Here is a 12,697-nt window from a genome sequence, read left to right on the forward strand (position 1 = left end):
GCACGATGCCGGTCCAGGCGCAGACGCAGTCGCAGGTGACTCCCAGCACATTGCAGAATGATGCCCAGCGCCAGCAACGCTACTACCAGCAGCAACAGGCGCCCGCACCGGTGCCGCCCACCGACCCGCTGCAGCAACCGGCCGCACCGGCATCGAGTGCGGCCAAGGCGCACGCCACCAGCCGTTTCATGCTCAGGCACGTGGAGTTCACGCCGTCGGCCCTGCTGAAGCCGGCGGACCTGGCGGCCGCGGTGAAGCCCTACGAGGGCAGGGAGGTCGATGGCGCCGAACTGGCCCGGATGCTCGATGCGGTGAACGACCTGTACCGCGCGCGCAAGATCACCACGGCACGCGCATTCCTCAAGAACCAGCCGGTGGTCGACGGCGTGGTGCATGTGGAGTTGATCGAGGGACGGCTGGGCAAGGTCGCCGTCAAGGGCAAGCGGCACGTCAGTGACCACTACCTGGCCCGGCGCCTGGACCTGAAGGAAGGCGAGGTCATCGATCCCGAGCAGTTGCGCGACAACCTGGTGACGCTCAACCGGACCACCGACCTGCAGGCGCAGGCGGTGCTGCAACCGGGTGCCTCGCGCGGCCTCACCGACGTGGAGCTGGATGTGCAGGAGCCGAGCCGGTATGCGCTCGACGCCTTCGTCGACAATGGCGGCGTGGACAATACCGGGCGCAATCGCATCGGCCTGCAGGGGCATGTGTACAGCCTGCTCGGCATCGATGACATGCTGGACGGCAACGTGGCGCACTCCAGCGGCGGCAACGACGGCTCGGTGTCCTATTCCGTGCCATTGTTCCCGAACAACGGGCGGCTGGGCATCAGCTACTCGCACAGCCAGATCAACGTGCTCGACGAGGCCTTCCGCAACATCAACATCCAGGGCACCTCGTCGGTGACCTCGCTCAACTACAACCAGCCCCTGATCGCGACCCTGGACTGGCTGTTCAGCGGGATCGGTTCCTATTCGATCACCGACTCGACCACGCAGATCAGCGGGCAGGACATCGCCGATACACGCACCTATGCGTGGACACTGGGTGCCAGCCTGGCTCATCAGTCCGACGGACAGCGCTGGAACGCGACGCAGCTGGTGACACGCGTGCACTCCGATGAGCCCATGCTGGGCAAGACCGATTTCACCATCGCGCCGGGCAGCGCGTACTTCATCCAGCGCCTGGGCCAGTCGCGCTGGGCGTTGCGCGCCGACCTGGGCTGGCAGTTCAGTTCAGGCTACCACGTGCCATCGGCCAACCTGTTCCAGATCGGCGGCCCCGGCAGCGTGCGCGGCTACGAGCGCGGCGTGTTGTCCGGCGCGCGCGGCTATTACGCCGACCTCGAATTGCATCGCTCCGTCGGCGAACGACTGGACCTGTTCGGCTTCGTCGACCATGGCGAAGTGTTCGCAGCGTTCCCCAGCAGCCAGCAGATCACCGGCGCCGGCGTCGGTGGCAGCTACAACTGGCGTTGGATCACCGCATCGGCCGATGTCGCCAAGCCGTTCGAGACGGTGGTGCCGGACCAGGACAGCGTGCGCGTCGACTTCCGCCTGACCGTGCACTTCGAATAGCTATCGCCGTGTGCGTGAAGGCCCCACCCCGGTGCATCGTGCCGGGGCGGCTGCGCCAGGCTACGCGTCAGTCGTTGACGCGGCGAAGCAGGTCAGTCCAGGCCGGCGTCTCGCGCAGCCCGGCGAAGGGAACCACCAGCCCGGGCGGAACGGTCGGCGGCTGCAGTTCCTTCTGCCATACGCCCACGTCCCACCATTGGCCCAGCTTGTAGCCGGAACTGCGCCACACGCCGGCGGGGCTGAAGCCCATCGCCTCGTGCATGGTCACGCTGACGTCACCGGGCAAGGTGATCACGCCGACGGCCTGGTTGATGCCCTGCAGGGTCATCGCCTCCAGCAGGACGGCGTACAGGCGGCGGGCAATGCCGCGGCGGCGTGCATCGGCGTGCACGTAGATCGAGGTCTCGGCGATCCAGTCGTAGGCCGCGCGTTCGCGGAAGCGACTGGCATAGGCGTAGGCCAGCACGCGGCCGTCCTGCTCCCACACCAGCCAGGGATACTGGCGCAGGCGCGTGGTGATGCGCTCGCGCATGGCATCGACGCCAGGCGGTTCGGTCTCGAAGGTCTCCACGCCGTGCAGCACCGACGGCACGTAGATGTCGTGGATGGCGGCGGCGTCGTCGGCATGGGCAATGCGGATCATGCGAGCAGTTTCTCCATGCAGATGCTGCGGGGATTGGCGTGGTGTTCGCCAAAGGGCGGGCAGCGACGATAGCCCGCGCGTTCGTACAGTTCCAGGGCCTCGGTCTGCGCCGTGCCGGTCTCCAGCCGGATAAGCTGGCCGCCGCCCTGGCGGACCTTGTCTTCCAGCGCGTCGAGCAACTGCTTGCCCAGGCCAAGGCCGCGGCAGGCGGGCAGCACGTACATGCGCTTCACCTCCACGTAGCCCTCATGCCAGACACAGGCCCCGCAGGCCACCGGCGTGCCGTCGACGCGGGCGGTGAGGAAAGTGACGTTGGGTCGCTTGAGTTCATCCACCGCCAGCGGGCGGATATTGGCGGTGGGGTAGAGCTCGGCCAGATAGCCGTCCAGTTGCCTGATCAGCGGCGTGACATCAGGCGAGTCCGGATCGTCGATCTCGAAATGCAGGGTAGGGGTGTTCGCCATCACTCGTACTTCCAGTTGCGCCGCTTGCCTTCGGCCAGCCACTCCAGCGTGGAGGCCAGGCGTTTCTGCCGGGTGGCCTCGGTCTTGGTCTCGGTGATCCATTCGACGTATTCGCGCTGGGCGCTGGGCGGAAAACCCTCGTAGGTCTTGCGTGCAGCCGCGTGCTTGCGTTGGGCGAGCAGGGTGGCAAGGTCTTCCGGGAGCACCGGCGGCGGCTTGGCAGGCTTTGCCGCACGGGCCGGCTTTATACCGCTGTCCTTCAGCGCCACGGCCTTCCTGATCCGTGCAAGCAGGGTCTTCCTGGGCGGGAGATCCTCCAGCGACACGAGCTTGCCAAGCTGCCCCATGCCTTCGCCGGGTGGCTCACCGACGATGTCGCGACCCTGCCAGAAGCCGAAGCTGCAGTGCTGCTTGAACGCCGCCATGTTGCACAGGTTGCTGCCCTTGTAGCTGAAGAACGGCATGCTCCACTTGATGCTTTCCTCGACCTCGGGGCAGGCCTCGTGCACGACGGTGCGCAGATGCTCGAGGATGGGCGCGGCAAACGGGGCCGACTTGGCGATATAGGCGTCGACGCGCGGATCGTGGCTGCCCATGGCGATACCTCACAGCTCGCGGATGAAGAACTTGTCGCAACTGAAATGGCCGGTGCCGCCCATCGGGGCATCCAGCGTGGTGAAGCCATGACGACGATACAACGTCTGTGCCGCATCCATGCCGGTCAGCGTCTCCAGGTAGCAGCGACGGAAGCCGTGCGCACGCGCCGCATCCAGGCAGCGCAGCATCATGGCGCTGCCGGCGCCCAGGCCGCGGGCCTCCGGCAGGAAATACATCTTGCGCAGCTCGCAGACGCCGGCATCGCCACCCTCCAGCGGGGCGACGCCGCCGCCACCGATCACCTGGCCGTCGCGCTCCACCACGAAATAGGCACTGCGTGGACGCGCATAGGCCTCGTGCATGCTGTCCACTTCGGCATCGTGGATGGCGAAGCCAGGGCCATCGGCGCCGAACTCGGGCATGACCGTGCGGATGATGCTGGCGACAGCGGCGTTGTCGCGCTGTTCGATGGGACGGATCCGGAAATTGCTCATGGCGTGGCTTGTGGTGTGCGGTAGACCGTGCCGTCCTTCATCACGAAGGCGACATGCCGTAGGTCGTCGATATGCGTGCTCGGGTCGCCGGTGAAGGCGGCGAGGTCCGCGCGCATGCCCGGCGCGATGCGGCCGAACTTGTCCTGCTGGCGCAGGATCCGCGCAGCCACGTCGGTGGCCGCGTGCAGCGCCTGCGGCGCCGTCATGCCGTCGCGCACCATGTTGGCCGGCTCGCGCCAGTTGTCGCCGTGGGCGAACACGCCCACGTCGCTGCCGTTGCCGATGGTGACGCCAAGCTTCAGCGCGGTGCGGAAGGCGCGCTCGGCATCCTTCATGCGCGCGGTAGGCTCGCTCTGGCCGGGGACGTAATGCTCGAAGTACTGGGCAGTCGACTCCACCGCGGTAAGCGTGGGTTCGTAGGCGGTGCCATGTTGCTTGAGCAGGCGGAAGGTCGACTCGCTAGCGCCGTAGCCGTGCTCGATGCTGTCCACGCCCGCTTCCACCGCCAGGCGTACGCCTTCGTCACTGGAGGCATGCGCGGCCACCGGCCGACCCGACAGGTGGGCGGTGTCCACGATCGCCTTCATCTCCGCCAGCGACAGCGTGGGCTGGGTGCTGCCGTCGACACCCACGCGGTAGTCCGCATAGAGCTTGATCCAGTCGGCGCCGCGCCCGGCCTGCTCGCGGGTGGCACGGATCGCTTCGTCCACGCCACTGACCTCCTGCGCGCCGCTGGGCAGGTCCATGTCGGGACGAAAACCGCGCGGACCCGGGCCATAGCTGGCCGTGGCGACGATGGCGCGCGTGGCGATGAACATGCGCGGGCCGGGGATCATGCCCTCGTCGATCGCGCGCTTGATCGAGACGTCGGCGTAACCCGCGCCCTCGGTGCCCAGGTCGCGCAAGGTGGTGAAACCAGCCAGCAAGGTGGCGCGCGCATGTGCAGCGGCCTCCAGCGTGCGGTAATCCTGCGGTTCCTTCAGCACCTGGTCGTTCCACAGCGTCTCGTTGTACGGATGCAGGAACACATGCGAATGCAGGTCGATCAGGCCCGGCGTGAGCGTGGTGCCGGGCAGCGCGATGCGCTGGGTGCCGGCGGGCGCGTGCAGGCTGGCCTCGGGGCCCACGGCGCTGATCGCACCGTCGTGCACCAGCACGGCCCAGCCGCTGCGTGCCATATCGCCTTCGGCCGTCCATACCCGGTCGGGTACCAGCAGCACGTCGCCCTTGGGCGGGGCGACCGTGGTCGCCGCGGCTCCTGCCATCCACAGGGCAGCCATCCAGCCTGCCCACCGTTTATGCCGACTCCATCCCATCACAAGCTCCCCGCTGGCAAGAAGCCCGATTCTAGCGAGGCATGCCCGGCCTCCGCGAGGCCGAGGGTCAGGGCGAGATGCTGGCCACCTGTTGCGCGCACTCGGCGGCGGCCGCTGCCTTGGCGGTAACACAGCTGGCGAAATCGGCCGGCAGCTGGGTGACCATCAGCGTGTCGCCTTCGCGCATGCTGAAGGTGGTGAGCGGCGGGTTGCAGCCGTTGCCGCTGGTGGCGCAGCTGCGCGGCAGCACCGTGTAGTGACACACCCCGGACTTGCTGCGCAGGCAGCGGAAGGTGGCCAGCGGGCCGACGATGCGGATCTGGCTGTCGATCACGTCCACGCCGTCGACCATCGAGTGCATTACGATGGTGCGGCCTCGGTCACAGCCGGTAAGCACCAGCAACAGCGAACACAGCAGAATCAACTTGTTCATGACGACCTCGGGTAAGGCAAGCTTGAGCGTGGCCTCGACGGAGGCTCACATGTTGCGGAACAAGGCCATGAAGGGCTGGCTCACCACCAGGGTTTCCGGACGCTGCTTCAGGCGCAGTGTGCCCTTGCCGGTGTCGTCGCGGACGATGGAAGCCACGGCCTTGAGGTTGACGATGGTGGAACGGTGGATCTGCTTGAACAGGGTGGGATCGAGCCGGCTGGCCAGCTCGCGGACCGACGTGCGCAACAACACTTCGCCTTCCGCGGTCACCGCCACGGTGTACTTGTTGTCGGCCCGGAAATAGGCGACGTCGTCCACCATGATCAGGCGCGTCTCGCGGCCGTGGCTGGCGGTGATCCAGGTCAGCGGCTCGCTGCCGGGTGCGCGCTCGGCGGCCAGGTCGCGGAACAGTGCGGCGAGCGCAATGGCATCCATCGGCGGCGCTTCGCGACGTGCCTTCAGGCGCTGCACGGTGGCGGCGAGGCGATCGGGCTTGATCGGCTTGAGCAGGTAATCCACCGCGCCGCGCTCGAATGCATCGATGGCGTACTGGTCGTAGGCGGTGGTGAACACCAGCTGCGTCGTGGGGCTGGTTTCGGCGGCGGCCGCCGCCACGTCCATCCCGCTGAGACCGGGCATGCGGATATCCAGGAAGGCCACGTCGGGGCGGTGCTCGTCGATGGCTTCCAGCGCGCTGGCGCCGTCCTCGCACTCGGCCAAGATCTCCAGCTCCGGCCACACCTGCGCCAGCAGGTCGCGCAGGGCGGTGCGCAGCAGGGCTTCGTCTTCGGCAAGGATGGCGGTGGTCACGGTGTGCTCTCCCGGCTCGTGCCTGCGGGCTTCAGCGGCACGGTGATGGTGCTGGCCACGCCTTCGGGCGCATTGCTCACCACGGAGAGCGAGGCGGCGGCGCCGTAGATCAGGCGCAGGCGTTCGCGCACGTTCTTCAGGCCGATGCCGGTGCCGCTGGTGGCGTCGCTGAAGCCTCGGCCATCGTCGGCCACGGTGATCGCCACCACGCCATCGTCGCGGCGCGCGATGATCCACACCGTGCCGCCGCCGGGCTTGGGTTCCAGGCCGTGCTTGATCGCGTTCTCCACCAAGGTCTGCAGCATCATCGGCGGCAGCGGCAAGCTGCGCAGCGTGTCGGGCACTTCGATCTGCAGCGACAGGCGCGGACCCATGCGCAGCTTCATGATCTCCAGGTAGGCGCGCGTGCGTTCCAGCTCCTCGCCCAGGTTGGACAGTGCGTCATCGGTCAGCGGCAGCGAGTGGCGCAGGTACTGGATCAGGTGTCCCAGCATCTGGTCGGCCAGCGCGGGATCGGTGCGCGTGAGGTACTGCGCGCTGGCCAGCGTGTTGTAGAGGAAGTGTGGTTCCACCTGGGCATGCAGCAGGTTGAGCCGCGCCACGGTGCGTTCCTTCTCGCTCTCCGACTGCTGGGCGCGCTGTTGTTCCTGCCGGCGCTTCTCGGCGACGCGACGGGTGACGGCGCGGGTGATCGCCTCGGCGTTCTCCAGGTTGGTGCCGTCGTCCACGCGGAACCAGTCGCTCCACGCGGCCGCTTCCGGTTCGCAGATCAGGGTGATGCTGCTGCTGCCGTCGCCCGGGGTCACCGTGGCATAGATCTGGTTGCGCAGGTGGCCGAACCAGTTGGACGGGTTCAGCCGCCCAAACGGGCTGCGCCCATAGGCGAGGGGACGTTTGATCTTGGCGCGGATCTGCAGGCTGTCGTGCGCGCTTTCGACTTCCTCGGAGCGGGGCAGCTCGCGAATCGCCGCATCGAGCAGGTCGAAGGTCTCGCCAGCCTCGAAGGGCACTTCCACGCGGCGTCGCTGGCGGTTGCCCAGCGTATCCTCATCGATGTGGCCGGCGATCAGGCGAACGCGGCGCAGGTGCGAGACGGCACCGGTGACCACGCCCAGCAGGGCCAGGAACACCAGCAGCACGGCGAGGCCGCCGGTGTCGTGATGGCGGAACGGCCCGCTGTTGAAGATCAGCAGCGAGGCGAACAGCAGCACCAGGAACCATGCCACCACCAGGCGGACGACGAAGAACAGGCTCTTGATCACGGCGTTATCCCTGACGGCGTTTTGACGGACGGAGCATACCCAGCCCCGGTGAGGATGGGCGGTGTTTTGCGACGGAGGCGGGAATGGGGCGACGAAACCGCTGCTGGCCGGCATGAGCCTGTGCGGCCGGGGGAGCTAGCGCGGCCCGAACAGGGCGCGATGCGGTCCATGGCGGTGCCAATCCAGTACGTCCTCGGGCAGCCAGCGCTGCAGCGAAAGGCCCACCGCCTCGCACAGCGCCAGCGTGTCCAGCAGCGCCTGCTCGAAAGGCCCGGACAGGCCAGTGTATTCGCGTTCCAGCCGGGCCTGCGACAGCATCTGCTCACTCCAGCCATAGAGCGCGTCTGCGCGTTCGGTGAGCCGTAAGGCGAGCCAGTTTCGCAACGGCTGGTGCACCGGCAGCGCCGCGTCCACGGCGAGTTGGTGGGCCAGGGTGGTGACTTCCTCGCCAACGCCCCGGTACCACTCGGTGTAGCCGGCGGCGGCCTCGGGTACGACCAGCGGCGCGGGCGCGTGGTGCTCGGGCCATGCGGTCAGCAGGCGACGCTCGATGCGCCGCGCCAGCGCCACCTTGTCCGCCTCGACCAGCAGGGCGCGATCGAGGTCGAAGAACTCGAAGAAGCGGCGATGCAGGGTACGCAGCCGCTGCAGCGGCTCGCGTGAGAAGCCAACCTTCAGCAGGTCCTCGTCGCGGCACGGCAGCACGTACACGTAGGCGCGGCCGCGCGAGGCGAAGCGGGGCTCGATGAAATCGTCATCCATGGCGATGTCCTGGGGATGGACTCGTCAGCATGAGGGGGGCGTCTCATGGCGGTGGACGCCGCACGCGGTCGTTACGCGGCGGTGCGCGCGCGCGTCACCCGGCTGGCGGTTTCCTTGTGCAGCTGGGCGGCGAGCCAGGCGCCGGTGGCGACCAGGATGTCCAGGTCGATGCCGGTGTGCAGGCCCAGGCCATGCAGCATGTACACCACGTCCTCGCTGGCCACGTTGCCGGTGGCGCCCTTGGCGTAGGGACAGCCGCCGGTGCCGGACACGGCGCTGTCGACCACGCGCACGCCTTCTTCCAGGCAGGCGAGGATATTGGCCAGTGCCTGGCCGTAGGTGTCGTGGAAGTGCACGGCCAATGCGGCCATGGGCACTTTCTGCGCCACGGCATGCAGCATGGCGCGTGCCTTGGCCGGCGTGCCGACGCCGATGGTGTCGCCCAGCGACACCTCGTAACAGCCCAGCTCATGCAGGCGACGGGCTACACGCACCACATCGGTCACCGGCACCTCGCCCTGGTAGGGGCAGCCGAGCACGGTGGAGACATAGCCGCGTACTTTCACTCCATCGGCACGGGCGCGCTCCAGTACCGGCATGAAGCGCTCGATCGATTCGTCGATCGAGGCGTTGATGTTCTTGCGGTTGAACGCCTCCGACGCGGCCGTGAACACCGCCACCTCGCTCACCCCCACGGCACGCGCGCGCTCGTAGCCCTGTTCGTTGGGCACCAGCACGGGATAGCTCACGCCCGGCACCTTGCGGATGCCCTGGTAGACCTCGGCGGCGTCGGCCATCTGCGGCACCCACTTGGGGCTGACGAAGCTGGTGGCCTCGATGCTCTGCAGGCCGGTGCTGGAGAGGCGGTCGATCAGCGCGATCTTCACGTCGGTCGGCAGCAGCGTCTTCTCGTTCTGCAGGCCGTCGCGCGCGCCGACCTCGACGATGCGGACATGATCAGTTTGTGCGGGAGAAGTATTCATCGCGCGTTCTCGTGAAGAGTGTGGCCATGAATGGCCACATTTTTTCGTCAGACGACATCGGGACCAGCGGCCTTGGGCCATCATTCCTGCTCAGGCAGGCATCCAGTGACGCTGCATTCGCCTGGCCTACAAACTGGATCCCAGCCTGCGCTGGGATGACAGGCAAAACCGCCGATTCCTCACTGCTCGGGGCTAAAGCGCACCAGCACAGCATCGGCCTCGACGAAGTCACCCTGCGTGGCGCTCACGCTCTCGATGGTGCCGGCGCGCGGTGCTTTCAATGCCAGCTCCATCTTCATCGCTTCCATGACCAGCAGTTCCTGGCCTTCCTCCACGTGGTCGCCGGGCTGGGCCTTCACCAGCACGATGCGGCCGGGCATCGGTGCCGTCACCTGGTTGCCACCACCGGCTTCCTTGGACTGCCAGGCAAACGCAGTGGCGCGTTCGAAGCTGTGGCGGTTTCCGTCGGCGTCGTGCACGGTGACACGCGCGCCGTCGACACGCAGCGGCAGGCGCTGCGATTCGCCATCGAAGCGGGCGCTCAGCGATTCGCCGTCATGGCGCGCACCACGCACCTCGGTGCTGGTGCCGCCATGGCAGAGCCGATAGTCGCCATCGTGGCCATAGGCTTCGATTTCGAAGCGTTGGCCGTGCAGGGCCAGCGCCACGATGCGCTTGCCGGCATGACCCACGCGCCAGGCATCGGCGCGCGACCATGGCGAGTAGGGGTCGGTGCCGGTGCTGGCCTGCACACCGACGGCCTGCTCGTCATGCAGCAGGGCAGCGGTGGCCGCGGCGAACAGCACGCGATCGGCGGGCGCCACGTTGCCGGCCAGGAATTCGTCGAGATGGCGGTCGAGATAGCCGGTGTCGATGCGGCCTTCGACCACCGCCGGGTGACGCGACAGTCGCTCGAGGAAGGCCACGTTGGATTTCGGTCCCACGATCTCGCAGGCCGCCAGCGCCTCGCGCAGGCGCTGCAAGGCCTGTGGGCGATCCGTATCCCACACGATCAGCTTGGCGATCATCGGGTCGTAGAAGATGGTGACGGTATCGCCCTCGATGACGCCACCATCCAGGCGCACGTGGCGCGACGGCGCGGGCAGCCGCAGCCTGAGCAGCTTGCCCGAGCCGGGCAGGAAATTCTGGTCCGGGTCTTCCGCGTAGAGGCGCACCTCGATGGCGTGGCCGTGCGCGTGGATCTGGTCCTGCGTCAGCGGCAAGGGCTGGCCGGCGGCGATGCGCAGCTGCCATTCCACCAGGTCCAGCCCCAGGGTTTCCTCGGTGACCGGATGCTCCACCTGCAGGCGCGTGTTCATCTCCATGAAGAAGAACGCGCCGTCCTGGCCCACGATGAATTCCACCGTACCCGCGCCGATGTAGTTCACCGCCTTGGCCGCGGCCACCGCGGCGGCGCCCATGGCGGAGCGACGCGCAGCGTCGAGGAAGGGCGAGGGCGTTTCCTCCAGCACCTTCTGGTAACGGCGCTGCGCGGAGCATTCGCGCTCGTTGAGATGGATGACGTTGCCCTGGCTGTCGCCGAACACCTGGAACTCGATGTGGCGCGGATGCTCGACGTAGCGCTCGAGGATGACGCGGGTATCGCCAAACGAACTGGCCGCCTCGCGCTGCGCGGAAGCGAGTGCTCCGGCGAACTCGCCCTCGCTGCGCACGATGCGCATGCCCTTGCCGCCGCCACCAGCAGCCGCCTTGATCATCAGCGGGAAGCCGGTGCGGCGGGCTTGTTCGGCCAACACCTCCGGCGACTGGTCCTCGCCGTGGTAGCCGGGCACCAGCGGCACCTGGTGCTTCTCCATCAGCGCCTTGGCGGCGGCCTTTGAGCCCATGGCGTCGATGCTTTCCGGGCGCGGCCCGATGAAGGCGATGCCGGCGTCGGTGCATGCCCGCGCAAACGCGGTGTTCTCTGACAGGAAGCCGTAGCCCGGGTGGATGGCCTGCGCACCGCTTTTGCGCGCCACTTCCAGGATGGCATCGCCACGCAGGTAGGATTCATTCGGACGCGGGCCACCGATGGGCCACGCTTCATCGGCCAGGCGCACATGCTGCGCGTTGGCATCGGCTTCCGAATAGACCGCGATGGTGTGGATGCCCAGGCGCCGGCAGGTCCGTATCACGCGACAGGCAATCTCGCCGCGGTTGGCAATGAGTACGCGCTCGAACATGCGGTTTCCGGGGTGGGGCGAAGCCCATAACGCTAGCAGATCGGCCCGTCGTAGCCGATGCGCGCCGCAGCAAATCGGCCCCACGTGACGTGCGCGGCACCTGTCGCGGGCCGCCGGTTGGCGCCGTGCGCGCGGTCGTTCATTCCTCGTCCCAATAGCCCACGGCCAGGTCCAGCTTGCTCACCACGCGGAAGCTCTGCTGCGAGCCGTCTTCGGCCGGAGGGAACTCCGCCATCACCGCGTACTTGCCCGTGTCCGGGTATTCGCAGATCTCAGGCGTCTCCTTGGTGCTCACGGCGAGATAGAGCATCTCGACTTCGCCGGTATTGATGATCTGGTGCGCACGCTCGGGGCCACCCGGCGGACAGGCGATGATGTCGCCCTTGCGGATGGAGTGGCGTTCCTTGCCGAAACGCACCTCGCCCTCGCCTTCGAGGATGAAGAACATCTCCTCGTTGAAATGGTGGCAATGGAATGGAAACGCGCGCTTGCCCGGCGGCACCGCCGTGATGTTGTAGCCCAGCTTGGTGGCGCCGATATGGGTGGAAAACCGTCCCAGTCGCGCCTCGAAGCGTTCGGCGGCACCACCGCTGGGGCGGGGATACGGGTGCAGTTCGATATCGGCAATGTTGATGATGGGATGCGGCATGGCGTGACGTCCTCTGGGGGCGGGCAGGGCTCCGCAGTCGCTGGGAAGTTGCCGTGCAACCGTCAGGTTGGCTGGTGGCAGACGGCCTCGATGTTGTGTCCGTCCGGGTCGAGCACGAAGGCTCCGTAATAGTGCTCGTGGTAGTGCGGTCGCAGGCCCGGCTCGCCGTTGTTCTTGGCGCCGGCTTCCATGGCCGCCCGGTAGAAGGCGTCCACCGCCTCGCGGCTGCCGGCGGTGAAGGCGATGTGCACGGGCCCGGCGGAGGCACCGCGGCTCGACGTCCCGATCCAGAAGTACGGGCGCCCGTTGATGCCGAAGCCGGCATGTGCGCCGTCCCCGGTTTGTTCCTCGGTGACTTCCATCACCAGCGTGCCGCCGAGCGGTGCCAGCACGCGGCGGTAGAAGTCGCGGCTGCGTTCGTAGCCCGAAACGTGAAGGCCTACATGGTCGAGCATGGCGTCACTCCTTGTTGACGGGAAGGCCAGGGCCGCAGCCAAGCCGCGGCGTCACTTCCGGCCCCC

General features: G+C 67.5%; 14 protein-coding genes. 1 reads left to right on the forward strand and 13 read right to left on the reverse strand.

All coding sequences use genetic code 11. The features are described 5' to 3' along the window. Positions 1–5: 5 nt before the first annotated feature. Positions 6–1,580: a ShlB/FhaC/HecB family hemolysin secretion/activation protein gene (locus DVU99_RS05785; protein WP_198670195.1), complete on the forward strand. Its 1,575-nt coding sequence runs from the start codon at positions 6–8 to the stop codon at positions 1,578–1,580. A gap of 67 nt (positions 1,581–1,647) precedes the next feature. On the opposite strand, the gene DVU99_RS05790 is transcribed toward DVU99_RS05785, so the two are convergent. The 13 genes from DVU99_RS05790 to DVU99_RS05850 all read right to left on the reverse strand — a co-directional run bounded on the left by DVU99_RS05790 (position 1,648) and on the right by DVU99_RS05850 (position 12,631). Further along, a complete protein-coding gene (locus tag DVU99_RS05790) occupies positions 1,648–2,223 on the reverse strand; it encodes a GNAT family N-acetyltransferase (RefSeq protein WP_114239257.1) in 576 nt (191 codons plus the stop codon). Continuing rightward, positions 2,220–2,687 carry a GNAT family N-acetyltransferase gene (locus DVU99_RS05795; RefSeq protein WP_114239258.1) on the reverse strand — a complete coding sequence of 156 codons (468 nt, stop codon included), beginning with the start codon at positions 2,685–2,687 and terminating at the stop codon, positions 2,220–2,222. The genes DVU99_RS05790 and DVU99_RS05795 overlap by 4 nt, the downstream gene beginning before the upstream one ends. Beyond that, positions 2,687–3,283, reverse strand: a complete 597-nt coding sequence (locus tag DVU99_RS05800) for a YdeI family protein (RefSeq protein ID WP_114239259.1) — start codon at positions 3,281–3,283, stop codon at positions 2,687–2,689. The genes DVU99_RS05795 and DVU99_RS05800 overlap by 1 nt, the downstream gene beginning before the upstream one ends. A 9-nt stretch (positions 3,284–3,292) precedes the next feature. Then, complete coding sequence (locus DVU99_RS05805) at positions 3,293–3,778, reverse strand: GNAT family N-acetyltransferase (RefSeq protein ID WP_114239260.1); 486 nt, start codon at positions 3,776–3,778, stop codon at positions 3,293–3,295. Further along, positions 3,775–5,058: an amidohydrolase family protein gene (locus DVU99_RS05810; RefSeq protein ID WP_114239261.1), complete on the reverse strand. Its 1,284-nt coding sequence runs from the start codon at positions 5,056–5,058 to the stop codon at positions 3,775–3,777. The genes DVU99_RS05805 and DVU99_RS05810 overlap by 4 nt, the downstream gene beginning before the upstream one ends. Before the next feature lie 103 nt (positions 5,059–5,161). After that, on the reverse strand, positions 5,162–5,527 hold the full coding sequence (locus tag DVU99_RS05815; protein ID WP_114239262.1) for a hypothetical protein: 366 nt from the start codon (positions 5,525–5,527) through the stop codon (positions 5,162–5,164). Positions 5,528–5,572: 45 nt separating this feature from the next. Then, a complete protein-coding gene (locus DVU99_RS05820) occupies positions 5,573–6,337 on the reverse strand; it encodes a LytTR family DNA-binding domain-containing protein (RefSeq protein ID WP_114239263.1) in 765 nt (254 codons plus the stop codon). After that, positions 6,334–7,599 (reverse strand): histidine kinase, encoded by a 1,266-nt coding sequence (locus DVU99_RS05825; RefSeq protein WP_232823470.1) that lies wholly within the window; start codon positions 7,597–7,599, stop codon positions 6,334–6,336. Before DVU99_RS05825 ends, DVU99_RS05820 begins: the two co-directional genes overlap by 4 nt. Positions 7,600–7,734: 135 nt before the next feature. Further along, positions 7,735–8,361, reverse strand: coding sequence for a GIY-YIG nuclease family protein (locus DVU99_RS05830; protein WP_114239265.1), 627 nt, complete (start codon positions 8,359–8,361; stop codon positions 7,735–7,737). A 71-nt stretch (positions 8,362–8,432) separates the two neighbouring features. Then, positions 8,433–9,344 (reverse strand): hydroxymethylglutaryl-CoA lyase, encoded by a 912-nt coding sequence (locus tag DVU99_RS05835; RefSeq protein WP_114239266.1) that lies wholly within the window; start codon positions 9,342–9,344, stop codon positions 8,433–8,435. A 179-nt stretch (positions 9,345–9,523) separates the two neighbouring features. Beyond that, complete coding sequence (locus DVU99_RS05840) at positions 9,524–11,527, reverse strand: biotin carboxylase N-terminal domain-containing protein (protein ID WP_114239267.1); 2,004 nt, start codon at positions 11,525–11,527, stop codon at positions 9,524–9,526. Between the two features lie 139 nt (positions 11,528–11,666). After that, positions 11,667–12,176 (reverse strand): cupin domain-containing protein, encoded by a 510-nt coding sequence (locus DVU99_RS05845; RefSeq protein WP_114239268.1) that lies wholly within the window; start codon positions 12,174–12,176, stop codon positions 11,667–11,669. Between the two features lie 62 nt (positions 12,177–12,238). After that, complete coding sequence (locus DVU99_RS05850; protein ID WP_114239269.1) at positions 12,239–12,631, reverse strand: VOC family protein; 393 nt, start codon at positions 12,629–12,631, stop codon at positions 12,239–12,241. Positions 12,632–12,697 lie beyond the last annotated feature (66 nt).

Origin of the sequence: Dyella sp. C9 (assembly GCF_003332825.1) — a bacterium.
Classification (GTDB): Bacteria; Pseudomonadota; Gammaproteobacteria; order Xanthomonadales; family Rhodanobacteraceae; genus Dyella.

What these genes read in the sequence shown, in the direction of transcription:
- DVU99_RS05805 (WP_114239260.1), bottom strand. Translation starts at nt 3,778, where the DNA reads ATGAGCAATTTCCGGATCCGTCCCATCGAACAGCGCGACAACGCCGCT.
- DVU99_RS05785 (WP_198670195.1), top strand. Translation starts at nt 6, where the DNA reads ATGCCGGTCCAGGCGCAGACGCAGTCGCAGGTGACTCCCAGCACATTG.
- DVU99_RS05815 (WP_114239262.1), bottom strand. Translation starts at nt 5,527, where the DNA reads ATGAACAAGTTGATTCTGCTGTGTTCGCTGTTGCTGGTGCTTACCGGC.
- DVU99_RS05810 (WP_114239261.1), bottom strand. Translation starts at nt 5,058, where the DNA reads ATGGCTGCCCTGTGGATGGCAGGAGCCGCGGCGACCACGGTCGCCCCG.
- DVU99_RS05830 (WP_114239265.1), bottom strand. Translation starts at nt 8,361, where the DNA reads ATGGATGACGATTTCATCGAGCCCCGCTTCGCCTCGCGCGGCCGCGCC.
- DVU99_RS05835 (WP_114239266.1), bottom strand. Translation starts at nt 9,344, where the DNA reads ATGAATACTTCTCCCGCACAAACTGATCATGTCCGCATCGTCGAGGTC.
- DVU99_RS05790 (WP_114239257.1), bottom strand. Translation starts at nt 2,223, where the DNA reads ATGATCCGCATTGCCCATGCCGACGACGCCGCCGCCATCCACGACATC.
- DVU99_RS05845 (WP_114239268.1), bottom strand. Translation starts at nt 12,176, where the DNA reads ATGCCGCATCCCATCATCAACATTGCCGATATCGAACTGCACCCGTAT.
- DVU99_RS05795 (WP_114239258.1), bottom strand. Translation starts at nt 2,687, where the DNA reads ATGGCGAACACCCCTACCCTGCATTTCGAGATCGACGATCCGGACTCG.
- DVU99_RS05840 (WP_114239267.1), bottom strand. Translation starts at nt 11,527, where the DNA reads ATGTTCGAGCGCGTACTCATTGCCAACCGCGGCGAGATTGCCTGTCGC.
- DVU99_RS05850 (WP_114239269.1), bottom strand. Translation starts at nt 12,631, where the DNA reads ATGCTCGACCATGTAGGCCTTCACGTTTCGGGCTACGAACGCAGCCGC.
- DVU99_RS05800 (WP_114239259.1), bottom strand. Translation starts at nt 3,283, where the DNA reads ATGGGCAGCCACGATCCGCGCGTCGACGCCTATATCGCCAAGTCGGCC.